Source organism: Escherichia sp. MAL-1 (assembly GCF_052948035.1).
Genome location: NZ_CM129609.1, coordinates 3,327,858 through 3,353,576, shown reverse-complemented (window position 1 = coordinate 3,353,576; position 25,719 = coordinate 3,327,858). Strand labels below are relative to the sequence as shown.

At 51.8% G+C, this 25,719-nt stretch carries 24 protein-coding genes and 1 riboswitch; of the genes, 18 read left to right on the top strand and 6 right to left on the bottom strand.

What is annotated here, in order from left to right; genetic code table 11:
- Positions 1-46: 46 nt before the first annotated feature.
- The 3 genes from modA to modC are packed head-to-tail and all read left to right on the top strand — an operon-like array spanning position 47 to position 2,570.
- Positions 47-820: a molybdate ABC transporter substrate-binding protein gene (modA, locus tag ACU8XX_RS16745; RefSeq protein WP_000101984.1), complete on the top strand. Its 774-nt coding sequence runs from the start codon at positions 47-49 to the stop codon at positions 818-820.
- Positions 820-1,509: a molybdate ABC transporter permease subunit gene (modB, locus tag ACU8XX_RS16740; protein WP_000604034.1), complete on the top strand. Its 690-nt coding sequence runs from the start codon at positions 820-822 to the stop codon at positions 1,507-1,509. The genes modA and modB overlap by 1 nt, the downstream gene beginning before the upstream one ends.
- Positions 1,510-1,511: 2 nt before the next feature.
- Entirely contained in the window at positions 1,512-2,570 is a 1,059-nt protein-coding gene (modC, locus tag ACU8XX_RS16735; protein ID WP_000891692.1) for a molybdenum ABC transporter ATP-binding protein ModC, read from the top strand.
- Here the strand turns inward: modC and ybhA are convergent, their stop codons facing one another.
- Positions 2,571-3,389, bottom strand: a complete 819-nt coding sequence (gene ybhA / locus ACU8XX_RS16730; protein WP_001300666.1) for a bifunctional pyridoxal phosphate/fructose-1,6-bisphosphate phosphatase — start codon at positions 3,387-3,389, stop codon at positions 2,571-2,573.
- A gap of 154 nt (positions 3,390-3,543) precedes the next feature.
- On the opposite strand from ybhA, the gene pgl reads away from it, so the two are divergent.
- On the top strand, positions 3,544-4,539 hold the full coding sequence (pgl, locus tag ACU8XX_RS16725) for a 6-phosphogluconolactonase (RefSeq protein WP_016241984.1): 996 nt from the start codon (positions 3,544-3,546) through the stop codon (positions 4,537-4,539).
- Positions 4,540-4,579: 40 nt separating this feature from the next.
- On the opposite strand, the gene ACU8XX_RS16720 is transcribed toward pgl, so the two are convergent.
- Positions 4,580-5,533: a LysR family transcriptional regulator gene (locus ACU8XX_RS16720; protein WP_000679972.1), complete on the bottom strand. Its 954-nt coding sequence runs from the start codon at positions 5,531-5,533 to the stop codon at positions 4,580-4,582.
- Between the two features lie 183 nt (positions 5,534-5,716).
- Between ACU8XX_RS16720 and ACU8XX_RS16715 the strand changes: the two genes are divergently transcribed.
- The 3 genes from ACU8XX_RS16715 to ACU8XX_RS16705 all read left to right on the top strand — a co-directional run bounded on the left by ACU8XX_RS16715 (position 5,717) and on the right by ACU8XX_RS16705 (position 10,722).
- A complete protein-coding gene (locus ACU8XX_RS16715) occupies positions 5,717-6,769 on the top strand; it encodes a 4-oxalomesaconate tautomerase (RefSeq protein WP_240765216.1) in 1,053 nt (350 codons plus the stop codon).
- Positions 6,770-6,844: 75 nt separating this feature from the next.
- Positions 6,845-8,278: an anion permease gene (locus ACU8XX_RS16710; protein WP_001036475.1), complete on the top strand. Its 1,434-nt coding sequence runs from the start codon at positions 6,845-6,847 to the stop codon at positions 8,276-8,278.
- A 182-nt stretch (positions 8,279-8,460) separates the two neighbouring features.
- Positions 8,461-10,722, top strand: coding sequence for a hydratase (locus ACU8XX_RS16705; protein ID WP_000593906.1), 2,262 nt, complete (start codon positions 8,461-8,463; stop codon positions 10,720-10,722).
- A 233-nt stretch (positions 10,723-10,955) separates the two neighbouring features.
- On the opposite strand, the gene ACU8XX_RS16700 is transcribed toward ACU8XX_RS16705, so the two are convergent.
- The 3 genes from ACU8XX_RS16700 to bioA all read right to left on the bottom strand — a co-directional run bounded on the left by ACU8XX_RS16700 (position 10,956) and on the right by bioA (position 14,215).
- Positions 10,956-12,239, bottom strand: a complete 1,284-nt coding sequence (locus ACU8XX_RS16700) for a putative acyl-CoA thioester hydrolase (protein ID WP_001091569.1) — start codon at positions 12,237-12,239, stop codon at positions 10,956-10,958.
- Between the two features lie 151 nt (positions 12,240-12,390).
- Complete coding sequence (locus ACU8XX_RS16695) at positions 12,391-12,867, bottom strand: kinase inhibitor (protein ID WP_001509705.1); 477 nt, start codon at positions 12,865-12,867, stop codon at positions 12,391-12,393.
- 58 nt (positions 12,868-12,925) lie between these two features.
- Entirely contained in the window at positions 12,926-14,215 is a 1,290-nt protein-coding gene (gene bioA, locus ACU8XX_RS16690; protein WP_001300379.1) for an adenosylmethionine--8-amino-7-oxononanoate transaminase, read from the bottom strand.
- An 86-nt stretch (positions 14,216-14,301) separates the two neighbouring features.
- On the opposite strand from bioA, the gene bioB reads away from it, so the two are divergent.
- The 5 genes from bioB (at position 14,302) to uvrB (ending at position 20,505) form a co-directional block, all read left to right on the top strand.
- Positions 14,302-15,342, top strand: a complete 1,041-nt coding sequence (bioB, locus tag ACU8XX_RS16685) for a biotin synthase BioB (RefSeq protein ID WP_000951213.1) — start codon at positions 14,302-14,304, stop codon at positions 15,340-15,342.
- Positions 15,339-16,493 carry an 8-amino-7-oxononanoate synthase gene (bioF, locus tag ACU8XX_RS16680; protein ID WP_000118796.1) on the top strand — a complete coding sequence of 385 codons (1,155 nt, stop codon included), beginning with the start codon at positions 15,339-15,341 and terminating at the stop codon, positions 16,491-16,493. The genes bioB and bioF overlap by 4 nt, the downstream gene beginning before the upstream one ends.
- Positions 16,480-17,235, top strand: a complete 756-nt coding sequence (gene bioC / locus ACU8XX_RS16675) for a malonyl-ACP O-methyltransferase BioC (protein ID WP_016241986.1) — start codon at positions 16,480-16,482, stop codon at positions 17,233-17,235. Before bioF ends, bioC begins: the two co-directional genes overlap by 14 nt.
- Complete coding sequence (gene bioD, locus ACU8XX_RS16670; protein ID WP_000044837.1) at positions 17,228-17,905, top strand: dethiobiotin synthase; 678 nt, start codon at positions 17,228-17,230, stop codon at positions 17,903-17,905. The genes bioC and bioD overlap by 8 nt, the downstream gene beginning before the upstream one ends.
- Before the next feature lie 578 nt (positions 17,906-18,483).
- Positions 18,484-20,505 carry an excinuclease ABC subunit UvrB gene (uvrB, locus tag ACU8XX_RS16665; RefSeq protein WP_000042533.1) on the top strand — a complete coding sequence of 674 codons (2,022 nt, stop codon included), beginning with the start codon at positions 18,484-18,486 and terminating at the stop codon, positions 20,503-20,505.
- Between the two features lie 191 nt (positions 20,506-20,696).
- On the opposite strand, the gene yvcK is transcribed toward uvrB, so the two are convergent.
- Positions 20,697-21,605 (bottom strand): uridine diphosphate-N-acetylglucosamine-binding protein YvcK, encoded by a 909-nt coding sequence (gene yvcK, locus ACU8XX_RS16660; protein ID WP_001295302.1) that lies wholly within the window; start codon positions 21,603-21,605, stop codon positions 20,697-20,699.
- Positions 21,606-21,869: 264 nt separating this feature from the next.
- Positions 21,870-22,014: riboswitch (molybdenum cofactor riboswitch) on the top strand.
- Between yvcK and moaA the strand changes: the two genes are divergently transcribed.
- From moaA to ACU8XX_RS16630, 6 genes are all read left to right on the top strand, one after another.
- Positions 22,002-22,991 carry a GTP 3',8-cyclase MoaA gene (gene moaA, locus ACU8XX_RS16655; protein WP_001408763.1) on the top strand — a complete coding sequence of 330 codons (990 nt, stop codon included), beginning with the start codon at positions 22,002-22,004 and terminating at the stop codon, positions 22,989-22,991. It overlaps the preceding riboswitch by 13 nt.
- Before the next feature lie 21 nt (positions 22,992-23,012).
- Positions 23,013-23,525 carry a molybdenum cofactor biosynthesis protein B gene (gene moaB, locus ACU8XX_RS16650; RefSeq protein ID WP_000084639.1) on the top strand — a complete coding sequence of 171 codons (513 nt, stop codon included), beginning with the start codon at positions 23,013-23,015 and terminating at the stop codon, positions 23,523-23,525.
- A 2-nt stretch (positions 23,526-23,527) separates the two neighbouring features.
- The gene (gene moaC / locus ACU8XX_RS16645; protein WP_000080885.1) at positions 23,528-24,013 is read left to right on the top strand and encodes a cyclic pyranopterin monophosphate synthase MoaC; all 486 of its coding nucleotides are present in this window, start codon (positions 23,528-23,530) and stop codon (positions 24,011-24,013) included.
- On the top strand, positions 24,006-24,251 hold the full coding sequence (moaD, locus tag ACU8XX_RS16640) for a molybdopterin synthase sulfur carrier subunit (protein WP_000598619.1): 246 nt from the start codon (positions 24,006-24,008) through the stop codon (positions 24,249-24,251). Before moaC ends, moaD begins: the two co-directional genes overlap by 8 nt.
- Position 24,252: 1 nt before the next feature.
- Positions 24,253-24,705 carry a molybdopterin synthase catalytic subunit MoaE gene (gene moaE, locus ACU8XX_RS16635; protein ID WP_000852297.1) on the top strand — a complete coding sequence of 151 codons (453 nt, stop codon included), beginning with the start codon at positions 24,253-24,255 and terminating at the stop codon, positions 24,703-24,705.
- Between the two features lie 136 nt (positions 24,706-24,841).
- Entirely contained in the window at positions 24,842-25,546 is a 705-nt protein-coding gene (locus tag ACU8XX_RS16630; RefSeq protein ID WP_000373624.1) for a Bax inhibitor-1/YccA family protein, read from the top strand.
- Positions 25,547-25,719: the final 173 nt, after the last annotated feature.

Genomic DNA, 25,719 nt, shown 5'->3' with positions numbered 1-25,719 from the left:
AGTCGTTATATTGTCGCCTACATAACGTTACATTAAGGGGTTACCAATGGCTCGTAAATGGTTGAACTTGTTTGCCGGGGCGGCACTCTCTTTCGCTGTTGCTGGCAATGCACTGGCAGATGAAGGGAAAATCACGGTGTTCGCCGCCGCATCACTGACTAACGCAATGCAGGACATTGCTACGCAGTTTAAAAAAGAGAAAGGCGTGGATGTGGTTTCTTCTTTCGCTTCGTCATCTACTCTCGCCCGTCAGATTGAAGCGGGTGCGCCTGCGGATCTGTTTATTTCTGCCGATCAGAAATGGATGGATTATGCGGTTGATAAAAAAGCGATCGATACAGCTACGCGTCAGACACTGCTCGGCAATAGCCTGGTCGTTGTAGCACCGAAAGCCAGCGTGCAGAAAGATTTCACCATCGACAGCAAAACCAACTGGACTTCACTGCTGAATGGCGGTCGCCTGGCGGTTGGCGATCCGGAACATGTTCCCGCTGGCATTTATGCAAAAGAAGCACTGCAAAAACTGGGCGCATGGGATACGCTCTCTCCGAAACTGGCCCCAGCGGAAGATGTTCGTGGGGCGCTGGCGCTGGTCGAACGTAACGAAGCGCCTCTGGGCATTGTCTACGGTTCTGACGCAGTTGCCAGCAAAGGGGTAAAAGTGGTTGCCACCTTCCCGGAAGATTCACATAAAAAAGTGGAATATCCGGTTGCTGTTGTGGAAGGGCATAACAATGCGACAGTGAAAGCATTTTATGATTATCTGAAGGGACCGCAGGCAGCGGAAATCTTTAAACGTTACGGATTTACAATCAAGTAATGATACTGACCGATCCAGAATGGCAGGCAGTTTTATTAAGCCTGAAAGTTTCTTCCCTGGCTGTGCTGTTTAGCCTGCCGTTTGGGATCTTTTTTGCCTGGTTACTGGTGCGTTGCACGTTTCCGGGCAAAGCTCTGCTCGACAGCGTACTGCATCTACCGCTGGTGTTACCGCCCGTGGTCGTCGGTTACTTATTATTAGTTTCGATGGGACGGCGCGGATTTATCGGTGAACGTCTGTATGACTGGTTTGGTATTACCTTCGCCTTTAGCTGGCGCGGCGCGGTTCTCGCTGCCGCCGTCATGTCGTTTCCGCTGATGGTGCGGGCAATTCGTCTGGCGCTGGAAGGGGTTGATGTCAAACTGGAACAGGCCGCAAGAACACTGGGGGCCGGGCGCTGGCGCGTTTTCTTTACTATCACGTTACCGCTGACCTTACCGGGAATTATTGTTGGTACGGTACTGGCTTTTGCTCGTTCTCTCGGTGAGTTTGGTGCAACCATCACCTTTGTGTCGAACATTCCTGGTGAAACGCGAACCATTCCTTCTGCCATGTATACCCTGATCCAGACCCCCGGCGGGGAAAGTGGAGCGGCGAGACTGTGCATTATTTCTATTGCGCTGGCGATGATCTCCCTGTTGATTTCAGAATGGCTGGCCAGAATCAGCCGTGAACGGGCGGGGCGCTAATCATGCTGGAACTGAATTTTTCCCAGACGTTGGGCAACCATTGCCTGACTATTAATGAAACGCTGCCCGCCAATGGCATCACTGCTATCTTTGGCGTCTCCGGTGCCGGAAAAACTTCGCTGATTAACGCCATCAGTGGACTGACGCGCCCGCAAAAAGGGCGGATTGTCCTCAATGGGCGGGTACTAAATGATGCCGAAAAAGGTATCTGCCTGACGCCGGAAAAGCGTCGCGTTGGCTATGTTTTTCAGGATGCGCGGTTGTTCCCGCATTACAAAGTGCGTGGCAATCTGCGCTACGGCATGTCGAAAAGTATGGTCGATCAGTTCGATAAGCTGGTGGCGCTTTTAGGCATTGAACCGTTGCTTGACCGTTTACCAGGCAGCCTGTCCGGAGGCGAAAAACAGCGCGTGGCGATTGGTCGGGCTTTGCTGACAGCACCGGAATTGCTGTTGCTGGATGAACCGCTGGCGTCACTGGATATTCCGCGTAAACGCGAACTGTTGCCTTATCTGCAACGGCTGACACGGGAAATCAACATTCCGATGTTGTATGTCAGCCATTCGCTGGATGAGATCCTCCATCTGGCAGACAGAGTGATGGTACTGGAAAACGGTCAGGTGAAAGCCTTTGGCGCGCTGGAGGAAGTGTGGGGCAGTAGCGTGATGAATCCGTGGCTGCCGAAAGAGCAACAAAGTAGCATTCTGAAAGTGACGGTGCTTGAGCATCATCCGCATTACGCGATGACCGCGCTGGCGCTGGGCGATCAGCATTTGTGGGTCAATAAGCTGGACGAACCGCTGCAAGCTGCGCTACGTATCCGCATTCAGGCTTCCGATGTTTCTCTGGTTTTACAACCGCCGCAGCAAACCAGCATTCGTAACGTATTGCGGGCAAAAGTTGTTAATAGTTATGACGACAACGGCCAGGTGGAAGTGGAACTGGAAGTCGGCGGTAAAACGCTGTGGGCGCGTATCAGCCCGTGGGCCAGGGATGAACTGGCGATCAAACCTGGCCTGTGGCTGTACGCGCAAATTAAAAGTGTGTCGATAACCGCCTGATTAAATCAGGTGGCTATAAATGAATTGGGCAATGCTGTCGGTGGTGTTATCACCAATCACAATGTTGGCGCGCGCTTTTACCGCGTCATCGGCGTTGCCCATCGCCACGCCTGTACCAGCGGCTTCCAGCATACTGATATCATTAAAGTTATCGCCGAATGCCACGACGTTTTCCATCGACCAACCTTGCGCCTCAACCCATTTCGTCAAACGTTTACCTTTGCTGTTGCCGCCGCGTGCAATATCAACCTGATCGTGCCAGGACCATTCACACTCCAGTCCCAGTTCATGTTCGACATGCTTACCAAAATGCTGCAATTGCGGCAGGTCATCGTGCGTCAGGGCGAACTTCCATACGGCGTTAACTTGTTGCGCCGTTTCAGCCAGAGAAGCGACTTGTGTGAAAGTCGGACGCTGTTCCGGCGGCAGGGTTTGCGCCCAGTTAGATGTGCGAATGACATGCCCGGTCGGGTGCTCATAGACCATTGCATCATCGACATACATCAGACCGTGAATGTGGTGTTCATTCAGCATCTCAATGAGTTGCAGGGCTTTAATAACGGGCATTGGGTCCGCTTCCAGCACGGTTTTTGCATGATAATCATACAAATAGGTGCCATTACAGCAAATAGCAGGTGTATCCAGCGCCAGCGCCTGATAAAAAGGATGAATAGCGACGTGATGGCGACCTGTGACGATGATTAATTGATAGCCTGCTTCGCGAGCGCGGGCCAGGGCTTCTATCGATGAAGGAAGCAGGGTCTTTTTCGGGGTCAATAAGGTGCCGTCTAAGTCGAGAGCAATCACGCGTGTGGTCATGGCGTATTCCAGATTAAGGTTAAGAATTTTCGTCTGCGCGAATGGTACACCGATACCACTATCGGACAAAATTCTGCGTTTTAATTCAGCATTCACCGCCAAAAGCGACTAATTTTAGCTGTTACAGTCAGTTGCTAAATGCAAAGGAGCATTCATGAAGCAAACAGTTTATATCGCCAGCCCTGAGAGCCAGCAAATTCACGTCTGGAACCTGAATCATGAAGGCGCACTGACGCTGACACAGGTTGTCGATGTGCCGGGGCAGGTGCAGCCGATGGTGGTCAGCCAGGACAAACGTTATCTCTATGTTGGTGTTCGCCCTGAGTTTCGCGTCCTGGCGTATCGTATCGCCCCGGACGATGGCGCACTGACCTTTGCCGCAGAGTCTGCGCTGCCGGGTAGTCCGACGCATATTTCCACCGATCACCAGGGGCAGTTTGTCTTTGTAGGTTCTTACAATGCGGGTAACGTGAGCGTAACGCGTCTGGAAGATGGCCTGCCAGTGGGCGTCGTCGATGTGGTCGAGGGGCTGGACGGTTGCCATTCCGCCAATATCTCACCGGACAACCGTACGCTGTGGGTTCCGGCATTAAAGCAGGATCGCATTTGCCTGTTTACGGTCAGCGATGATGGTCATCTCGTGGCGCAGGACCCTGCGGAAGTGACCACCGTTGAAGGGGCCGGCCCGCGTCATATGGTATTCCATCCAAACGAACAATATGCGTATTGCGTCAATGAGTTAAACAGCTCAGTGGATGTCTGGGAACTGAAAGATCCGCACGGTAATATCGAATGTGTCCAGACGCTGGATATGATGCCGGAAAACTTCTCCGATACCCGTTGGGCGGCTGATATTCATATCACCCCGGATGGGCGTCACTTATATGCCTGTGACCGTACTGCCAGCCTGATTACTGTCTTCAGCGTTTCGGAAGATGGCAGCGTGTTGAGTAAAGAAGGCTTCCAGCCAACGGAAACCCAGCCGCGCGGCTTCAATGTTGATCACAGCGGCAAGTATCTGATTGCCGCTGGGCAAAAATCTCACCACATCTCGGTATACGAAATTGTTGGCGAGCAGGGGCTACTGCATGAAAAAGGCCGCTATGCGGTCGGGCAGGGACCAATGTGGGTGGTGGTTAACGCACACTAACCGCTGATTTACCCGGCGCAGTCTCTCCTGCGCCGGTGTATTAACCTATCTCCTGTAACGCGTGTCTCTGGCGTTCGACGATATTGGTCCACAAATTGTCTTTATCGTCAGTCCATAAATTAATCAGCAAGGCAAAAAAGCGTTCTGCTGCTGGAGAAAGTACGGCATCTTTACGGCGAATTATTCCCAATGTTCGACGTATAACGGGTTCCACCAATGGGATACCAATAATCGAAGAATAGGGCGCATGAGGCATTGCCAGGCCAGGAAGCGCCGAAATCCCCAGTCCCGCCTCCACCAGTCCTAATGACGTCGAAAGATGACGCACTTCGTAAAACCAGTCCAGCTTCCAGGGCTTGTCGGCCAGCTGTTGTTCTATCAACAGTCGGTTGCCGCTGGAGGAGCGTACGCCAATCATTTTGTAACCCACTAACTCCTGCCATTCTACAAGCTGCTTTTTGGCCAATGGATGGTCACGCCGACAGGCCAGCACGAACGGCTCGTTGACCAGTGGGGTAAAATCAATGGATGAATTTGTGACGTTGTTCATGTTTATGCCAAAGTCTGATTCGTTACACAGCACCGATTCCATGCAATTATTCGTGCCTTGTTCCAGAATCCGCACTTTAATATTGGGATACAGCTCATTAAATTTACCGATTGCCAGCGGTAAAAAATAAAATACTGCGGTCGGAATACACGCTAACGTCACCATACCACGATGATAAGCATTCATATCACGAATATTAAAAAGCGTTTCATCGAATTTCTTTATTAATTCCCGCGCCTCCGGGAGCAACCTTTTTCCTGCTTTTGTTAACGTAACCTTGCGAGTTGTACGCTCAAATAGTTGAATATGTAAATCTTCCTCCATCTTTTTTATTCTTCGCGTTAATGCAGGTTGCGTAATATTGAGTAATTTAGCGGCATTGTTAAACGAACTGGACTCTGCCAGTATGACAAATGCCTTCATACTTGATAATTCATGCTTCATTATTACTCCGGAAAATGGAAGCGACGATTTTGGGTGGCTGGCCGTTAAAAATTTTAACTGCATTTAGCCAACTTAAATTAATGAAAAAATGTTATTAATCGTTGAGCTAAAGTCATTAGAGATGCTTTGCCCTTAATGTAACCATATCGCAATAAGTTATGTTTTTAAATTGAGGGCATTATTATGAAAAAAATACCCTGCGTGATGATGCGAGGTGGAACCTCGAGGGGCGCGTTCCTGTTAGCGGAACATTTACCCGAAGATCAAACGCAGCGCGATAAAATATTGATGGCAATTATGGGTTCCGGTAACGATCTGGAAATTGACGGTATTGGCGGCGGTAATCCACTGACCAGTAAAGTCGCCATTATTAGCCGTTCCAGCGATCCGCGTGCTGATGTCGATTATCTGTTTGCGCAGGTAATCGTTCATGAGCAACGTGTCGATACCACGCCTAACTGCGGCAATATGCTGTCTGGTGTTGGGGCATTCGCCATTGAAAATGGTTTGATTGCAGCGACTTCGCCAGTTACTCGCGTACGTATCCGCAACGTCAATACGGGTACGTTCATCGAAGCTGATGTGCAAACGCCAAATGGTGTTGTCGAGTACGAGGGTAGCGCCAGAATTGACGGCGTACCGGGTACTGCCGCACCGGTTGCGCTCACTTTCCTGAATGCCGCTGGAACCAAAACCGGAAAAGTTTTCCCGACTGATAATCAGATTGATTATTTTGACGATGTCCCGGTGACCTGTATCGATATGGCGATGCCAGTCGTCATTATTCCGGCTGAATATCTGGGAAAAACAGGTTATGAATTACCGGCGGAACTGGATGCCGACAAAGCATTATTAGCCCGCATTGAATCTATCCGTCTACAAGCGGGTAAAGCAATGGGCTTAGGTGATGTCAGTAATATGGTTATCCCTAAACCTGTGCTTATTTCTCCAGCGCAGAAAGGCGGGGCAATTAATGTGCGTTATTTTATGCCGCATTCTTGCCATCTCGCGCTGGCGATAACCGGTGCTATTGCTATTTCCAGTAGTTGTGCATTGGAAGGCACCGTCACCCGACAAATCGTCCCTTCTGTAGGATACGGCAATATCAATATTGAACACCCCAGTGGTGCGCTCGACGTTCATTTAAGTAATGAAGGTCAGGATGCCACGACGTTACGCGCATCTGTTATTCGGACGACCAGAAAAATATTTTCCGGTGAAGTTTATCTTCCCTGAAAAAATTCGTTGTCAGGATAAGGACAATCAATAAAGGACTTCTGTATGAGTCATACAGAAAGAACAGGATTTTAAATGAATAAGAAATCGTTATGGAAGCTAATTCTGATATTAGCGATCCCATGTATTATTGGCTTTATGCCAGCTCCGGCAGGATTAAGCGAACTGGCGTGGGTGCTTTTTGGTATTTACCTGGCGGCCATTGTGGGGCTGGTTATCAAGCCTTTCCCGGAACCTGTCGTACTGTTAATTGCCGTTGCTGCCTCAATGGTGGTGGTCGGTAACTTATCCGACGGTGCGTTTAAAACCACCGCCGTATTAAGCGGTTACTCTTCAGGTACCACCTGGCTGGTGTTCTCGGCGTTTACCTTAAGCGCCGCATTTGTGACCACCGGTTTAGGTAAACGTATTGCCTATCTGCTGATTGGTAAAATCGGTAACACCACGCTGGGTCTGGGTTACGTTACGGTATTCCTCGATCTGGTACTGGCTCCGGCAACACCGTCTAACACCGCGCGTGCGGGCGGCATTGTGTTACCGATCATCAACAGCGTGGCGGTGGCTTTGGGGTCCGAACCGGAAAAAAGTCCGCGTCGTGTCGGACATTACCTGATGATGTCCATTTACATGGTCACCAAAACCACCAGCTATATGTTCTTTACCGCAATGGCGGGGAACATTCTGGCGCTGAAAATGATCAACGACATTCTGCACCTGCAAATTAGCTGGGGTGGATGGGCGCTGGCAGCCGGATTGCCGGGCATCATTATGCTGCTGGTCACCCCGCTGGTGATTTACACCATGTATCCACCAGAAATTAAGAAGGTGGATAACAAAACCATCGCTAAAGCGGGCCTTGCCGAACTAGGACCGATGAAAATCCGCGAAAAAATGCTGCTCGGTGTCTTTGTGCTGGCGCTGCTGGGCTGGATTTTCAGTAAGTCTCTGGGGGTTGATGAATCCACCGTGGCAATCGTTGTTATGGCAACCATGCTGCTGCTGGGTATCGTTACCTGGGAAGACGTGGTTAAAAATAAAGGCGGCTGGAATACCTTAATCTGGTACGGCGGTATTATCGGCTTAAGCTCCTTATTATCGAAAGTTAAATTCTTCGAATGGTTAGCTGAAGTCTTTAAAAATAACCTGGCATTTGATGGTCACGGTAACGTTGCTTTCTTCGTTATTATTTTCCTCAGCATTATCGTGCGTTATTTCTTCGCTTCCGGTAGTGCCTATATCGTTGCTATGTTACCGGTATTTGCCATGCTGGCGAACGTCTCCGGCGCACCGTTAATGTTAACCGCGCTGGCACTGTTGTTCTCCAACTCCTATGGCGGCATGGTTACTCACTATGGCGGCGCGGCAGGTCCGGTCATCTTTGGCGTGGGTTATAACGATATTAAATCCTGGTGGTTGGTCGGTGCGGTACTGACGATATTAACCTTCCTGGTGCATATCACCCTCGGCGTGTGGTGGTGGAATATGCTGATCGGCTGGAACATGCTGTAAATATACTCGTCATACTTCAAGTTGCATGTGCTGCGTTTGCGTTCGCTCACCCCAGTCACTTACTTATGTAAGCTCCTGGGGATTCACTCACTTGTCGCCTTCCTGCAACTCGAATTATTTAGAGTATATCCATTTATTATCTTTCTGCGCACTTCACGGTGCGCAGATATCTGGAGCATTTGATGATCAAGTTATCTGAAAAAGGCGTGTTTCTCGCCAGTAATAACGAAATAATTGCCGAAGAACATTTCACCGGCGAAATTAAAAAAGAAGAAGCCAAAAAAGGCACTATTGCCTGGTCTATTCTCTCTTCTCATAATACGTCCGGAAATATGGATAAACTTAAAATTAAGTTTGATTCATTAGCCTCTCACGATATTACCTTTGTTGGTATTGTACAGACCGCTAAAGCGTCCGGAATGGAACGTTTCCCGCTGCCGTATGTGCTGACCAACTGCCATAACTCACTCTGCGCCGTCGGCGGCACCATTAACGGTGATGACCATGTTTTTGGTTTATCGGCAGCTCAGCGTTATGGCGGTATTTTTGTGCCTCCGCATATTGCGGTCATCCATCAATATATGCGTGAGATGATGGCAGGCGGCGGCAAAATGATCCTCGGGTCAGACAGCCACACCCGTTACGGTGCATTAGGGACAATGGCAGTCGGTGAGGGCGGCGGTGAGTTGGTAAAACAGCTGCTTAATGACACCTGGGATATCGACTATCCGGGAGTTGTTGCGGTGCATCTGACCGGAAAACCAGCGCCGTATGTGGGGCCGCAGGATGTGGCGCTGGCTATCATCGGTGCCGTGTTCAAAAACGGCTACGTCAAAAACAAAGTGATGGAATTCGTAGGTCCCGGTGTTGCTGCGCTCTCTACCGATTTCCGTAACAGCGTTGACGTTATGACCACTGAAACGACCTGTTTAAGTTCTGTCTGGCAAACCGATGAAGAAGTCCATAACTGGCTGGCGCTGCACGGTCGCGGCCAGGATTACTGCCAGCTTAACCCTCAACCGATGGCGTACTACGATGGCTGCATCAGCGTTGATTTAAGCGCCATCAAACCAATGATTGCGCTGCCGTTCCACCCGAGCAACGTGTATGAAATCGACACACTGAACCAGAACCTGACCGACATTCTGCGTGAGATTGAAATTGAGTCCGAACGCGTGGCGCACGGTAAAGCCAAACTCTCGCTGCTGGATAAAGTGGAAAATGGTCGCCTGAAAGTGCAGCAGGGGATTATCGCGGGCTGTTCTGGCGGTAACTACGAAAACGTCATCGCGGCGGCGAATGCACTGCGCGGTCAATCCTGTGGCAATGACACCTTCTCGCTGGCAGTTTACCCGTCATCACAGCCGGTGTTTATGGATCTCGCCAAAAAAGGTGTGGTAGCAGATTTGATTGGCGCAGGCGCAATCATCAGAACCGCGTTCTGCGGCCCATGCTTTGGCGCGGGCGATACGCCAATCAACAACGGATTAAGTATTCGCCACACCACGCGCAACTTCCCGAACCGCGAAGGCTCTAAGCCAGCTAATGGGCAGATGTCAGCGGTGGCGTTGATGGACGCTCGTTCTATCGCTGCGACTGCGGCAAACGGTGGCTATTTAACCTCTGCCAGCGAACTTGATTGCTGGGACAACGTGCCGGAGTACGCCTTCGATGTAACGCCGTATAAAAACCGTGTTTATCAGGGCTTTGTGAAAGGGGCAACTCAGCAACCGCTGATTTACGGACCGAACATTAAAGACTGGCCGGAATTGGGTGCGCTGACTGACAATATCGTCCTGAAAGTGTGCTCGAAGATCCTCGACGAAGTGACCACCACCGACGAACTGATTCCTTCCGGTGAAACCTCTTCTTATCGTTCAAATCCGATTGGTCTGGCGGAGTTTACCCTGTCACGCCGCGATCCCGGTTATGTTGGCAGAAGTAAAGCGACTGCTGAGCTGGAAAATCAGCGTCTGGCGGGGAATGTCAGCGAGCTGACAGAGGTGTTTGCGCGCATTAAGCAGATTGCTGGTCAGGAGCATATTGATCCGCTGCAAACTGAAATTGGCAGCATGGTATATGCGGTGAAACCAGGCGATGGTTCTGCGCGTGAACAGGCGGCGAGCTGCCAGCGTGTGATTGGCGGTCTGGCGAATATTGCCGAAGAGTACGCGACTAAACGCTACCGTTCTAACGTCATCAACTGGGGGATGTTACCGCTGCAGATGGCGGAAGTGCCAACCTTTGAAGTGGGGGATTACATTTACATCCCTGGCATTAAAGCGGCGCTGGATAATCCGGGTACGACGTTTAAAGGTTATGTGATCCATGAAGATGCGCCGGTAACGGAAATTACGCTCTATATGGAAAGTCTGACTGCTGAAGAGCGCGAGATTATCAAGGCGGGTAGTTTGATTAACTTCAATAAAAACCGTCAGATGTAAAAAGCGCCATGTGAATGTAGGTCGCATTCGGCACTTATTGTCGGATGCGATGCTTGCGCATCTTATCCGACCTACGAATCGCATCGAATCTGTAGGCCAGATAAGGCATTTTCGCAGCATCCGGCACTTATTGTCGGATGCGATGCTTGCGCATCTTATCCGACCTACAAATCGCATCGAACCGTAGGCCGGATAAGGCGTTTACGCCGCATCCGGCAAATAGTTAATTGCTCTTACTTCTTCGCCTCTGCAACCACTTTACTACCCACGCCGCGGTTATTGTATTCCCACATGCGGTTGTAGTTAGTGTCATTCAGATTGCGCTGTATTTCGTCGTTATCATCTACGCTGCCGGTATTACCCGCAAACGGACGATTAGAGATCACCGCATCGGCCCACGGTTTAGCCGTGTTAAAACCTTCGTTGATGGCGCTATCACGGATCACCACCTGACCGTTGGTATTGGCATCAACATCCAGCGAGCGGCCCAGTTGCGCCACACCATCACCGAAAGCATTGAAACGGCTGTTTACGGCGAGGAAACCGTAGTAAATGTTGGACAGCGTAGCCGGTGCAAACACATACGCTTCTTGCTGAGTACGTGAGTTCACCACGCGGAATTCGGTGTTATCGAACACCACTGCGCCGCGACCAGAAACGATATCCACATCCCCTTCAATGTAGCTGTTGGTCACCAGCGTACGCGGCTGACGATTCGTTTCCAGACGGTTCTGCACACCGCTGTTGGTGACAAAGAAGGTGTTCTGACGACCGAGAATGTTAACGTTGTTAATCTGTACCTGGTCACCATCAGTACGCAGTGCCACCGCCGGATGGTTACCTGCATCTACGCTATCGCCCAGCGTGTTTTCGATGGTCAGATTTTGCAGTTGCAGGCCATTGTTTTGTGACCAGAAGACCGCAGAGCAGAGAACACCGATACTGTCGCTGCGTTTGCTCTGGCAGCTATCGTACATATACCACGCTGGTTTACCTGGCATATATTTGCCGCGCGGGTTGACGTCGTGACGCCAGTCGGCAGGGCTCATGCCACCATCAAGGGAAAGCCCAATCTTCACATCAATCGGTTTTTCACCTGTACCGTACAGAGTAATTCCACCCGGAGCGGCAGGGACATATACCGTTCCCTGATACTCACCAGGCATCACGGCAATATACTGGCGCTTGTTGGTACGCTTGATAATTGCCGCATCTACCGCCGCCTGAATCGTGGTATGCGTTACACCTTGAGTGCCCGCCGGGCCGACAACAAAGTCAGGTTGCGCAGGCAGGGTAATCGGGGAAGGATTCCACGCTGCAGCACCTGGTGTCAGGGATGCAAAATAGTGTTGAGCATCGAAATTCTGCGCTTCTTTTGCCGACAGAATCGGGCGAGAAGAGGTACCAGGCGCGGTTTGATCAGAAGGACGTTGATCGGGCGGGGTTGAGCTACAGGCGGTCAGCGTCACGCCAAAAGCCAATGCCAGCGCCAGACGGGAAACTGAAAATGTGTTCACAGGTTGCTCCGGGCTATGAAATAGAAAAATGAATCCGTTGAAGCCTGCTTTTTTATACTAACTTGAGCGAAACGGGAAGGTAAAAAGACAAAAAGTTGTTTTTAATACCTTTAAGTGATACCAGATGGCATTGCGCCATCTGGCAGAGTGATTAACTAAACATCGCAGTAATCGAGGCGCTTGCCAGAGAGTGGAAATTAACGTTAAACCCGACCATCGCGCCGCTGGCACCTTCATCGACATCAATACGTTCTATATCCAGCGCGTGAACGGTAAAAATGTAGCGATGAGTTTCGCCTTTCGGCGGTGCTGCGCCATCGTACCCGGTTTTACCAAAGTCGGTACGCGTCTGCAAAACGCCGTCTGGCATTGCTACCAGACCAGAGCCAAACCCTTGCGGTAATACGCGGGTATCAGCGGGTAAGTTAACAACTACCCAGTGCCACCAGCCGGAGCCGGTTGGCGCATCCGGGTCGTAGCAGGTGACAACAAAACTTTTCGTTCCCGCAGGAACATCATCCCACGCCAGATGCGGTGAAATATTATCGCCATCGTAACCCATGCCGTTAAAGACATGACGATGCGGCAATTTATCGCCATCGCGCAGATCGTTACTGATGAGTTTCATGAACCCTCCTTTCTTGTTTGCAGAAAGTGTAGCCAGAAACCCTCACGCGGACTTCTCGTTATTGGCAAAAAAATGTTTCATCCTGTACCGCGCGGTTAACCGCTGCGGTCAGACGCTGCAACTGTTGCGGGAGAATAATATAGGGCGGCATCAGGTAAATCAGTTTGCCAAAAGGCCGGATCCAGACACCCTGTTCGACAAAGAATTTTTGCAGCGCCGCCATATTCACCGGATGAGTGGTTTCGACCACGCCAATGGCCCCCAGTACGCGCACATCGGCAACCATTTCGGCATCACGGGCGGGGGCAAGTTGCTCGCGCAGCTGTACTTCAATATCCGCCACCTGTTGCTGCCAGTCGCCAGATTCGAGAATCGCCAGGCTGGCGTTTGCTGCCGCGCAGGCCAGCGGATTGCCCATAAAAGTTGGCCCATGCATAAAGCAACCGGCTTCACCGTTACTGATGGTTTCTGCAACCTCGCGCGTGGTGAGTGTGGCGGAAAGGGTCATTGTGCCGCCGGTTAAGGCTTTACCGAGGCACAAAATGTCCGGCGCGATTTCTGCATGTTCACAGGCAAACAGTTTCCCGGTACGACCAAATCCAGTGGCGATCTCGTCGGCAATCAGCAAGATACCTTCGCGATCGCATATTTTGCGGATTCGTTTTAACCATTCCGGATGGTACATGCGCATCCCGCCTGCGCCCTGGACAATCGGCTCAATGATCACCGCCGCGATTTCATGACGATGCGCCGCCATCAGGCGGGCAAAGCCCACCATATCGCGCTCATCCCATTCGCCATCCATACGGCTTTGTGGGGCGGGAGCAAACAAGTTTTCTGGCAGATAGCCTTTCCACAGGCTGTGCATTGAGTTGTCCGGATCGCACACCGACATCGCGCCAAAGGTATCGCCATGATAACCATTGCGGAAGGTCAGAAAACGCTGGCGCGCTTCGCCTTTGGCCTGCCAGTACTGCAACGCCATTTTCATCGCCACTTCCACCGCTACGGAGCCGGAGTCCGCGAGAAAAACGCATTCCAGCGGTTGCGGCGTCATTGCCACCAGTTTGCGGCATAGCTCGATGGCGGGCGCATGGGTGATACCGCCAAACATCACATGCGACATAGCATCAATTTGCGACTTCATCGCCGCATTAAGCTGCGGGTGATTATAGCCGTGGATCGCCGCCCACCAGGACGACATACCGTCAACCAGGCGTCTGCCGTCAGACAAAATTAGCTCGCAACCTTCGGCGCTCGCGACCGGATAAACCGGCAGAGGGGAGGTCATGGATGTGTATGGGTGCCAGATATGGCGTTGGTCAAAGGCAAGATCGTCCGTTGTCATAATCGACTTGTAAACCAAATTGAAAAGATTTAGGTTTACAAGTCTACACCGAATTAACAACAAAAAACACGTTTTGGAGAAGCCCCATGGCTCACCGCCCACGCTGGACATTGTCGCAAGTCACAGAATTATTTGAAAAACCGTTGCTGGATCTGCTGTTTGAAGCGCAGCAGGTACATCGACAGCATTTCGATCCTCGTCAGGTGCAGGTCAGCACTTTGCTGTCGATTAAGACCGGAGCTTGTCCGGAAGATTGCAAATACTGCCCGCAAAGCTCGCGCTACAAAACCGGGCTGGAAGCCGAGCGGTTGATGGAAGTTGAACAGGTGCTGGAGTCGGCGCGCAAAGCGAAAGCGGCAGGATCGACGCGCTTCTGTATGGGCGCGGCGTGGAAGAATCCCCACGAACGCGATATGCCGTACCTGGAACAAATGGTGCAGGGGGTAAAAGCGATGGGGCTGGAGGCGTGTATGACGCTGGGCACGTTGAGTGAATCTCAGGCGCAGCGCCTCGCGAACGCCGGGCTGGATTACTACAACCACAACCTGGACACCTCGCCGGAGTTTTACGGCAATATCATCACCACACGCACTTATCAGGAACGCCTCGATACGCTGGAAAAAGTGCGCGATGCCGGGATCAAAGTCTGTTCTGGCGGCATTGTGGGCTTAGGCGAAACGGTAAAAGATCGCGCCGGATTATTGCTGCAACTGGCAAACCTGCCGACGCCGCCGGAAAGCGTGCCAATCAACATGCTGGTGAAGGTGAAAGGCACGCCGCTTGCCGATAACGATGATGTCGATGCCTTTGATTTTATTCGCACCATTGCGGTCGCGCGGATCATGATGCCAACCTCTTACGTGCGCCTTTCTGCCGGACGCGAGCAGATGAACGAACAGACTCAGGCGATGTGCTTTATGGCAGGCGCAAACTCGATTTTCTACGGTTGCAAACTGCTGACCACGCCGAATCCGGAAGAAGATAAAGACCTGCAACTGTTCCGCAAACTGGGGCTAAATCCGCAGCAAACTGCCGTGCTGGCGGGCGATAACGAACAACAGCAGCGTCTGGAACAGGCACTGATGACCCCGGACACTGACGAATATTACAACGCGGCAGCACTATGAGCTGGCAGGATAAAATCAACGCGGCCCTCGATGCGCGGCGTGCTGCCGATGCCCTGCGTCGCCGTTATCCAGTGGCGCAAGGAGCAGGACGCTGGCTGGTGGCGGACGATCGCCAGTATCTGAACTTTTCCAGTAACGATTATTTAGGTTTAAGCCATCATCCGCAAATTATCCGTGCCTGGAAGCAGAGTGCGGAGCAATTTGGCGTCGGTAGCGGCGGCTCCGGTCACGTCAGCGGTTATAGCGTGGCACATCAGGCGCTGGAAGAAGAACTGGCCGAGTGGCTGGGCTATTCGCGGGCACTGCTGTTTATCTCTGGTTTTGCCGCTAATCAGGCGGTCATTGCCGCGATGATGGCGAAAGAGGACCGTATTGTTGCCGACCGGCTTAGCCATGCCTCATTGCTGGAGGCTGCCAGTTTAAGCCCGTCGCAGCTTCGCCGTTTTGTTCATAACGATGTCACTCATCTGGCGCGACTGCTTGCTTCCCCCTGTCCGGGGCAGCAAATGGTGGTGACAGAAGGCGTGTTCAGCATGGACGGCGATAGTGCGCCACTGGCGGAAATCCAGCAGGTAACGCAACAGCACAATGGCTGGTTGATGGTCGATGATGCCCACGGCACGGGCGTTATCGGGGAGCAGGGGCGCGGCAGCTGCTGGCTGCAAAAGGTAAAACCAGAATTGCTGGTAGTGACTTTTGGCAAAGGATTTGGCGTCAGCGGGGCAGCGGTGCTTTGCTCCAGTACGGTGGCGGATTATCTGCTGCAATTCGCCCGCCACCTTATCTACAGCACCAGTATGCCGCCCGCTCAGGCGCAGGCATTACGTGCGTCGCTGGCGGTCATTCGCAGTGATGAGGGTGATGCACGGCGCGAAAAACTGGCGGCACTCATTACGCGTTTTCGTGCCGGAGTACAGGATTTGCCGTTTACGCATGCTGATTCATGCAGCGCCATCCAGCCATTGATTGTCGGTGATAACAGCCGTGCGTTACAACTGGCAGAAAAACTGCGCCAGCAAGGCTGCTGGGTCACGGCGATTCGCCCGCCAACCGTACCCGCTGGTACTGCGCGACTGCGCTTAACGCTAACCGCTGCGCATGAAATGCAGGATATCGACCGTCTGCTGGAGGTGCTGCATGGCAACGGTTAATAAACAAGCCATTGCAGCGGCATTTGGTCGGGCAGCCGCACACTATGAGCAACATGCAGATCTACAGCGCCAGAGTGCTGACGCCTTACTGGCAATACTTCCACAGCGTAAATACACCCACGTACTGGACGCGGGTTGTGGACCTGGCTGGATGAGCCGCCACTGGCGGGAACGTCACGCGCAGGTGACGGCCTTAGATCTCTCGCCGCCAATGCTTGTTCAGGCACGCCAGAAGGATGCCGCAGACCATTATCTGGCGGGAGATATCGAATCCCTGCCGTTAGCGACTGCGACGTTCGATCTTGCATGGAGCAATCTCGCAGTGCAGTGGTGCGGTAATTTATCCACGGCACTCCGCGAGCTGTATCGGGTGGTGCGCCCCAAAGGCGTGGTCGCGTTTACCACGCTGGTGCAGGGATCGTTACCCGAACTGCATCAGGCGTGGCAGGCGGTGGACGAGCGTCCGCATGCTAATCGCTTTTTACCGCCAGATGAAATCGAACAGTCGCTGAACGGCGTGCATTATCAACATCATATTCAGCCCATCACGCTGTGGTTTGATGATGCGCTCAGTGCCATGCGTTCGCTGAAAGGCATCGGTGCCACGCATCTTCATGAAGGGCGCGACCCGCGAATATTAACGCGTTCGCAGTTGCAGCGATTGCAACTGGCCTGGCCGCAACAGCAGGGGCGATATCCTCTGACGTATCATCTTTTTTTGGGAGTGATTGCTCGTGAGTAAACGTTATTTTGTCACCGGAACGGATACCGAAGTGGGGAAAACTGTCGCCAGTTGTGCACTTTTACAAGCCGCAAAGGCAGCAGGCTACCGGACGGCAGGTTATAAACCGGTCGCCTCTGGCAGCGAAAAGACCCCGGAAGGTTTACGCAATAGCGACGCGCTGGCGTTACAGCGCAACAGCAGCCTGCAGCTGGATTACGCAACAGTAAATCCTTACACCTTCGCAGAACCCACTTCGCCGCACATCATCAGCGCGCAAGAGGGCAGACCGATAGAATCATTGGTAATGAGCGCCGGATTACGCGCGCTTGAACAACAGGCTGACTGGGTGTTAGTGGAAGGTGCTGGCGGCTGGTTTACGCCGCTTTCTGACACTTTCACTTTTGCAGATTGGGTAACACAGGAACAACTGCCGGTGATACTGGTAGTTGGTGTGAAACTCGGCTGTATTAATCACGCGATGTTGACTGCGCAGGCAATACAACACGCCGGACTGACTCTGGCGGGTTGGGTGGCGAACGATGTTACGCCTCCGGGAAAACGTCACGCTGAATATATGACCACGCTCACCCGCATGATTCCCGCGCCGCTGCTGGGAGAGATCCCCTGGCTTGCAGAAAATCCAGAAAATGCGGCAACCGGAAAGTACATAAACCTTGCCTTGTTGTAGCCATTCTGTATTTGGTTAAATTGCGAGCGAGATCGCGTCTTCGATTGACTGCAATTTAACCAATTAAATTCTAAAATAATCACGAAAAAAATTTTACTTCCGCCTCATGCGGCGAATGTGGGAATTGCCCAGGCGGCGGGGGATAGGGGCTGGAGACAGTTATCCACTATTCCTGTGGATAACCATGTGTATTAGAGTTAGAAAACACGAGGCAAGCGAGAGAATACGCGGCTTGCACGCGAATTGGCGTTAAAGACGGCTCAAAGAAATATCTTTTATTTTTTAACTGGTTAGATAAATGCAATGGCAGTCACTGAACAGGCATCTCTTGCCATAAAACTGTCATCACTCATCTTGACAAATGTTAAAAAAGCCGTTGCTTTGGGGATAACCCGGTAAGGCCGGAGTTTTATCTCGCCACAGAGTAAATTTTGCTCATGATTGACAGCGGAGTTTACGCTGTATCAGAAATATTATGGTGATGAACTGTTTTTTTATCCAGTATAATTTGTTAGCATAATTAAGTACGACGAGTAAAATTACATACCTGCCCGCCCAACTCCTTCAGGTAGCGACTCATGAGTAAACCGTTCAAACTGAATTCCGCTTTTAAACCTTCTGGCGATCAGCCAGAGGCGATTCGACGTCTCGAAGAGGGGCTGGAAGATGGCCTGGCGCACCAGACGTTACTTGGCGTGACTGGCTCAGGGAAAACCTTCACCATTGCCAATGTCATTGCTGACCTTCAGCGCCCAACCATGGTACTTGCGCCCAACAAAACGCTGGCGGCCCAGCTGTATGGCGAAATGAAAGAGTTCTTCCCGGAAAACGCGGTGGAGTATTTCGTCTCCTACTACGACTACTATCAGCCGGAAGCCTATGTACCGAGTTCCGACACTTTCATTGAGAAAGATGCCTCGGTTAACGAACATATTGAGCAGATGCGTTTATCCGCCACCAAAGCGATGCTGGAGCGGCGTGATGTGGTTGTGGTGGCGTCTGTTTCCGCGATTTATGGTCTGGGCGATCCTGATTTATATCTCAAGATGATGCTCCATCTCACGGTCGGTATGATTATCGATCAGCGCGCGATTCTGCGCCGACTGGCGGAGCTGCAATACGCTCGTAATGATCAAGCATTCCAGCGTGGTACTTTCCGCGTTCGTGGCGAGGTGATAGATATCTTCCCGGCAGAATCGGATGACATTGCACTTCGCGTGGAACTGTTTGACGAGGAAGTGGAACGATTGTCGTTATTTGACCCGCTGACCGGGCAGATTGTTTCCACTATTCCACGTTTTACCATCTACCCGAAAACGCACTACGTCACACCGCGCGAGCGCATCGTACAGGCGATGGAGGAGATCAAAGAAGAGCTGGCCGCCAGACGCAAAGTGCTGTTGGAAAACAACAAACTGCTGGAAGAGCAGCGGCTGACCCAGCGTACCCAGTTTGATCTGGAGATGATGAACGAGCTGGGCTACTGTTCGGGGATTGAAAACTACTCGCGCTTCCTCTCCGGTCGTGGACCGGGTGAGCCACCGCCGACGCTGTTTGATTACCTCCCTGCTGATGGGCTGCTAGTGGTCGATGAATCTCACGTCACCATTCCACAAATTGGCGGCATGTATCGCGGTGACCGGGCGCGTAAAGAGACACTGGTGGAGTACGGCTTCCGCCTGCCATCAGCGCTGGATAACCGTCCGCTTAAGTTTGAAGAGTTCGAAGCATTAGCGCCGCAAACCATCTATGTTTCGGCGACGCCGGGTAATTACGAGCTGGAAAAATCCGGCGGCGATGTGGTGGATCAGGTGGTGCGTCCAACCGGATTGCTTGACCCGATTATCGAAGTGCGGCCGGTGGCGACACAGGTTGATGATCTTCTTTCGGAGATTCGTCAGCGAGCGGCAATTAACGAACGCGTACTGGTCACCACACTGACCAAGCGGATGGCGGAAGATCTTACCGAATATCTCGAAGAACATGGCGAGCGCGTGCGTTATCTTCACTCAGATATCGACACCGTCGAACGTATGGAGATTATCCGCGACTTGCGTCTGGGTGAGTTCGACGTGCTGGTAGGGATCAACTTACTGCGCGAAGGTCTGGATATGCCGGAAGTGTCGCTGGTGGCGATCCTCGACGCTGACAAAGAAGGCTTCCTGCGTTCCGAACGTTCGTTGATCCAGACCATTGGTCGTGCGGCACGTAACGTTAACGGTAAAGCGATTCTCTACGGCGATAAGATCACCCCATCAATGGCGAAAGCGATTGGCGAAACCGAACGTCGCCGCGAGAAACAGCAGAAGTACAACGAGGAACACGGAATTACGCCGCAAGGCTTGAACAAGAAAGTGGTCGATATCCTGGCGCTGGGGCAGAACATTGCCAAAACCAAAGCGAAGGGCAGAGGAAAATCGCGCCCGATTGTTGAGCCGGATAATGTGCCGATGGATATGTCGCCTAAAGCGTTGCAGCAGAAAATCCATGAGCTGGAAGGGTTGATGATGCAACACGCGCAGAATCTGGAGTTCGAAGAAGCGGCGCAAATTCGTGACCAGTTGCATCAGCTGCGTGAGCTGTTTATCGCGGCATCGTAACAGGATAGCGAAGAAGACTGATGACAAACGGAAAACAGCCTGATGCGCTACGCTTATCAGGCCTACATTTTCTCCGCAATATATTGAATTTGCGCGGTTTGTAGGCCGGATAAGGCGTTCACGCCGCATCCGGCATAAACAACGCGCACTTTGTCTTCAATAGGAAGCCGGAATTTTCCTTCGGATTTCCGTTAACCTAAAGCCTGTAACGCCTTTTCCAGCGCGTTATGTAACAACTGGCGGTCATGACGATACGGAATATCGCTGGCCTCCAGTACCTCCTGGATCACAATCCGCTCTTTCACCGCCGAGACATCCACTTTTGGCCCGACGATGACCGCATCAATGACCTTTTTACCAACATACTGCTCCATAATTGCCAGCTTGCTTTCCAGCTTCAAATTAGCCGCAGGTAAACTCAACTCACGCCCCAGATTGCCGATATAAACCATCGGCGCTGGCGTGCGGCGTAATGCCTGGGCGATTTCCTTCAGCAGCAGAATTGGCATCAGGCTGGTATAAAAACTGCCAGGCCCAATAATGATGAGATCCGCTTCATTGATAGCGTGAACCGCCTCACGCGTTGCGGGTACATTAGGCGTTAACAATAACTCTTGAATCGGCGTAGTTAACTGGTCGATATTGACCTCGCCGTAAACTTCATGCCCCTGATCGTCAATCGCCATCAGATCAACAGGATGCTCTGACATTGGAATCAAATGCGTATCCACTTTCAGCAGATTACGAATTAAATTGATGGCTTCCAGAGGCCGCACGCTAAGGTGATCCAGCGCCTTTAACATCAAGTTTCCGAGATTATGACCGGAAAGTTCGCCATTGCCACCAAAACGGTATTCAAACATCGCGGAGGCGACGCTCGGTTCCGTTATCAGCTGATTGAGGCAGTTGCGCATATCGCCCCAGGCAATGCCGCCTTCTGAACGGCGAATACGCCCCGTCGAGCCACCATTATCGGTGGTGGTGACGATACCCGTTAAACGAGAACCCAAAGACGAAAGTGATGAGAGAACGCGTCCCAGTCCATGCCCTCCGCCGAGAGCAACGACACGATCAAGATCAGCCAGCGTACGATTGCGCATATAGTTTCCTGGAGTCAGATTATCCGCGCTACAGTAGCGCAAATTGCGGGGAAACAGCAATTAACCTGCCAATATTGAGGATACAAACTATTTTCTTCTACCTCTAAAGGACGATGCACGCTATGCCGCCCTGATGATGTATATCAAAGTAAAACTGCCATTTTCCCTTATTCTGTAGCGAAATAGCACGATCATGACGCTATATACATGATTACATAGCGAAAGTGTGGATGGTAAAAATCTCATTTACACGCTAGTATCGGCTTAACCACTAAACACTCTAGCCTCTGCACCTGGGTCAACTGATACGGTGCTTTGGCCGTGACAATGCTCGTAAAGATTGCCACCAGGGCGAAGGAAGAAATGACTTCGCCTCCCGTATCTGGAAAGGTGTACATGGCTTCACAACTGACTGATGCATTTGCGCGTAAGTTTTACTACTTGCGCCTGTCGATTACCGATGTGTGTAACTTTCGTTGCACCTACTGCCTGCCGGATGGCTACAAACCGAGCGGCGTCACCAATAAAGGCTTTCTTACCGTCGATGAAATTCGCCGGGTTACGCGCGCCTTCGCCAGTCTGGGCACCGAAAAAGTGCGCCTGACAGGAGGAGAGCCGTCTTTACGCCGCGACTTTACCGATATCATCGCCGCTGTGCGGGAAAACGACGCTATCCGCCAGATTGCGGTCACCACCAATGGTTACCGTCTGGAACGCGATGTGGCGAACTGGCGCGATGCGGGACTTACTGGCATTAACGTCAGTGTCGACAGTCTGGACGCCCGCCAGTTTCACGCTATTACCGGGCAGGATAAATTCAACCAGGTCATGGCAGGGATTGATGCTGCATTTGAGGCCGGTTTTGAGAAGGTCAAAGTCAATACCGTGCTGATGCGTGATGTTAATCATCACCAGCTCGACACCTTTCTGAACTGGATCCAGCATCGCCCTATCCAGCTGCGTTTCATCGAACTGATGGAAACGGGCGAGGGCAGTGAGCTCTTCCGTAAGCATCACATCTCTGGTCAGGTTCTGCGTGACGAGCTACTGCGTCGCGGCTGGATCCACCAATTACGTCAACGCAGCGACGGTCCCGCGCAAGTCTTTTGCCATCCGGATTACGCCGGAGAGATTGGCCTTATCATGCCGTATGAAAAAGACTTCTGCGCCACTTGCAACCGCCTGCGCGTTTCCTCCATTGGTAAACTCCATCTCTGCCTGTTTGGTGAAGGCGGCGTTAACCTGCGCGATCTGCTGGAAGACGATGCCCAGCAACAGGCGCTGGAAGCGCGTATTTCAGCGGCGCTGCGGGAGAAGAAACAGACCCATTTCCTGCATCAAAACAACACCGGTATTACGCAAAACTTATCGTACATTGGCGGCTAAAACGTCAAAAGGAGAGATCAGATGAGTCAGGTAAGCACTGAATTTATCCCGACCCGTATTGCTATTCTTACGGTTTCTAATCGGCGCGGTGAAGAAGACGATACCTCCGGTCACTATTTGCGCGATTCGGCGCAAGAAGCGGGCCATCACGTTGTCGATAAAGCCATTGTGAAAGAAAACCGCTACGCTATTCGCGCTCAGGTATCTGCGTGGATCGCCAGCGACGATGTACAAGTGGTGTTGATTACGGGTGGTACTGGCCTGACGGAAGGTGATCAGGCTCCCGAAGCATTGCTGCCGTTGTTCGACCGTGAAGTTGAAGGTTTTGGTGAAGTGTTCCGTATGTTGTCGTTTGAAGAGATTGGCACTTCCACGTTGCAATCTCGTGCGGTAGCGGGCGTCGCTAACAAAACGCTGATTTTCGCCATGCCGGGTTCGACCAAAGCGTGCCGTACCGCATGGGAAAATATCATCGCGCCGCAGTTGGATGCCCGTACGCGTCCGTGTAATTTCCATCCACATTTGAAGAAATAAGTATGTCGCAACTGACCCATATCAACGCCGCTGGCGAAGCGCACATGGTGGATGTCTCCGCCAAAGCGGAAACCGTGCGTGAAGCGCGGGCGGAAGCCTTTGTCACCATGCGCAGCGAGACGCTGGCGATGATTATTGATGGTCGCCACCACAAAGGCGACGTATTTGCCACTGCGCGTATTGCCGGTATTCAGGCGGCAAAACGCACCTGGGATCTGATCCCGCTCTGTCATCCGCTGATGCTCAGCAAAGTTGAAGTCAATTTACAGGCCGAGCCGGAGCACAATCGGGTGCGTATAGAAACCTTATGCCGCCTGACCGGGAAAACCGGTGTCGAAATGGAAGCATTAACCGCGGCCTCCGTGGCGGCGCTGACCATTTATGACATGTGCAAAGCGGTGCAAAAAGATATGGTGATTGGTCCGGTACGTTTGCTGGCGAAGAGCGGCGGCAAGTCGGGTGACTTTAAGGTGGAAGCGGATGATTAAAGTTCTTTTTTTCGCCCAGGTGCGCGAGTTGGTGGGAACAGATGCAACCGAAGTGGCTGCGGATTTCCCAACTGTTGAAGCGTTACGCCAGCACATGGCTGCGCAGAGCGATCGCTGGGCGCTGGCGCTGGAAGATGGCAAATTACTGGCTGCCGTCAACCAGACGCTGGTGAGTTTTGACCATCCGCTGACTGACGGCGACGAAGTAGCTTTCTTCCCGCCGGTAACCGGAGGTTAAGATGGCAGAAACCAAAATTGTTGTTGGTCCGCAGCCGTTCAGCGTAGGAGAAGAGTACCCGTGGCTGGCGGAGCGTGACGAAGACGGTGCGGTAGTCACCTTTACTGGTAAGGTGCGCAACCATAACCTGGGCGACAGCGTCAACGCATTAACCCTCGAACACTATCCGGGGATGACTGAAAAAGCACTGGCAGAAATTGTTGATGAAGCGCGTAACCGCTGGCCGCTGGGGCGCGTCACTGTGATTCACCGCATCGGGGAATTATGGCCGGGCGATGAAATCGTTTTTGTCGGTGTCACCAGTGCGCATCGCAGCAGTGCGTTTGAAGCCGGGCAGTTTATTATGGATTATCTCAAAACCCGCGCACCGTTCTGGAAGCGTGAAGCCACGCCGGAAGGCGACCGCTGGGTCGAAGCTCGGGAGAGCGATCGGCAGGCGGCAAAACGCTGGTAGTTTTTTGTTAGCCGGATAAGGCACCGCTGCGTCCGGCAATTTCACCGCTCAGTACATGCGTTTACGCTGCGTCGATGCACAGCCTCATCATTTTGCAGTATCCTTAAGATATTCCTAATATCTTCAGGAGATCGTCATGGACAGATTCCCACGTTCTGATTCAATTGTACAACCCCGGGCTGGCTTGCAGACTTATATGGCGCAAGTCTATGGCTGGATGACCGTTGGCTTGTTGCTGACCGCATTTGTTGCCTGGTATGCAGCTAATTCTGCGGCAGTGATGGAGCTGTTGTTCACTAACCGTGTCTTTTTAATCGGTCTGATCATCGCGCAATTAGCATTGGTTATTGTGTTATCAGCGATGATTCAAAAGCTGAGCGCAGGTGTAACGACTATGCTCTTTATGCTTTATTCGGCGCTGACGGGTCTTACGCTTTCCAGTATTTTCATTGTCTATACCGCTGCTTCTATCGCCAGTACTTTCGTCGTTACTGCCGGGATGTTCGGCGCAATGAGCCTGTATGGTTACACCACGAAGCGCGATCTAAGCGGCTTTGGCAATATGCTGTTTATGGCGTTAATCGGCATTGTGCTGGCATCGCTGGTCAACTTCTGGCTGAAAAGCGAAGCGTTGATGTGGGCAGTCACCTACATCGGCGTGATTGTCTTTGTCGGATTGACGGCGTATGACACCCAGAAACTGAAAAATATGGGTGAGCAGATTGATACCCGCGACACGTCGAACCTGCGCAAATATTCCATTCTTGGCGCGTTAACCTTGTATCTGGACTTCATCAACCTGTTCCTGATGTTGCTGCGGATCTTCGGCAACCGCCGTTAATTCTTTTTCACCATCAATATCCCGGCCATGTGTCGGGATTTTTTTTCTTACTAAAAACGACACTTAACAAGTACCAGGTATAAAATACGCCTTATGGACGAGCGGAAGCGTTTTCCGTATCCATAAATACAAAAGTATTTTGTATGCGTGGGTTTAAATTTATTCATGATGAA

Bases quoted from the DNA above. Each gene is read 5' to 3' on its own strand.
- modA (WP_000101984.1), top strand. From the start codon at position 47: ATGGCTCGTAAATGGTTGAACTTGTTTGCCGGGGCGGCACTCTCTTTC.
- modB (WP_000604034.1), top strand. From the start codon at position 820: ATGATACTGACCGATCCAGAATGGCAGGCAGTTTTATTAAGCCTGAAA.
- modC (WP_000891692.1), top strand. From the start codon at position 1,512: ATGCTGGAACTGAATTTTTCCCAGACGTTGGGCAACCATTGCCTGACT.
- ybhA (WP_001300666.1), bottom strand. From the start codon at position 3,389: ATGACCACACGCGTGATTGCTCTCGACTTAGACGGCACCTTATTGACC.
- pgl (WP_016241984.1), top strand. From the start codon at position 3,544: ATGAAGCAAACAGTTTATATCGCCAGCCCTGAGAGCCAGCAAATTCAC.
- ACU8XX_RS16720 (WP_000679972.1), bottom strand. From the start codon at position 5,533: ATGAAGCATGAATTATCAAGTATGAAGGCATTTGTCATACTGGCAGAG.
- ACU8XX_RS16715 (WP_240765216.1), top strand. From the start codon at position 5,717: ATGAAAAAAATACCCTGCGTGATGATGCGAGGTGGAACCTCGAGGGGC.
- ACU8XX_RS16710 (WP_001036475.1), top strand. From the start codon at position 6,845: ATGAATAAGAAATCGTTATGGAAGCTAATTCTGATATTAGCGATCCCA.
- ACU8XX_RS16705 (WP_000593906.1), top strand. From the start codon at position 8,461: ATGATCAAGTTATCTGAAAAAGGCGTGTTTCTCGCCAGTAATAACGAA.
- ACU8XX_RS16695 (WP_001509705.1), bottom strand. From the start codon at position 12,867: ATGAAACTCATCAGTAACGATCTGCGCGATGGCGATAAATTGCCGCAT.
- bioA (WP_001300379.1), bottom strand. From the start codon at position 14,215: ATGACAACGGACGATCTTGCCTTTGACCAACGCCATATCTGGCACCCA.
- bioB (WP_000951213.1), top strand. From the start codon at position 14,302: ATGGCTCACCGCCCACGCTGGACATTGTCGCAAGTCACAGAATTATTT.
- bioF (WP_000118796.1), top strand. From the start codon at position 15,339: ATGAGCTGGCAGGATAAAATCAACGCGGCCCTCGATGCGCGGCGTGCT.
- bioC (WP_016241986.1), top strand. From the start codon at position 16,480: ATGGCAACGGTTAATAAACAAGCCATTGCAGCGGCATTTGGTCGGGCA.
- uvrB (WP_000042533.1), top strand. From the start codon at position 18,484: ATGAGTAAACCGTTCAAACTGAATTCCGCTTTTAAACCTTCTGGCGAT.
- yvcK (WP_001295302.1), bottom strand. From the start codon at position 21,605: ATGCGCAATCGTACGCTGGCTGATCTTGATCGTGTCGTTGCTCTCGGC.
- moaA (WP_001408763.1), top strand. From the start codon at position 22,002: ATGGCTTCACAACTGACTGATGCATTTGCGCGTAAGTTTTACTACTTG.
- moaB (WP_000084639.1), top strand. From the start codon at position 23,013: ATGAGTCAGGTAAGCACTGAATTTATCCCGACCCGTATTGCTATTCTT.
- moaC (WP_000080885.1), top strand. From the start codon at position 23,528: ATGTCGCAACTGACCCATATCAACGCCGCTGGCGAAGCGCACATGGTG.
- moaD (WP_000598619.1), top strand. From the start codon at position 24,006: ATGATTAAAGTTCTTTTTTTCGCCCAGGTGCGCGAGTTGGTGGGAACA.
- moaE (WP_000852297.1), top strand. From the start codon at position 24,253: ATGGCAGAAACCAAAATTGTTGTTGGTCCGCAGCCGTTCAGCGTAGGA.
- ACU8XX_RS16630 (WP_000373624.1), top strand. From the start codon at position 24,842: ATGGACAGATTCCCACGTTCTGATTCAATTGTACAACCCCGGGCTGGC.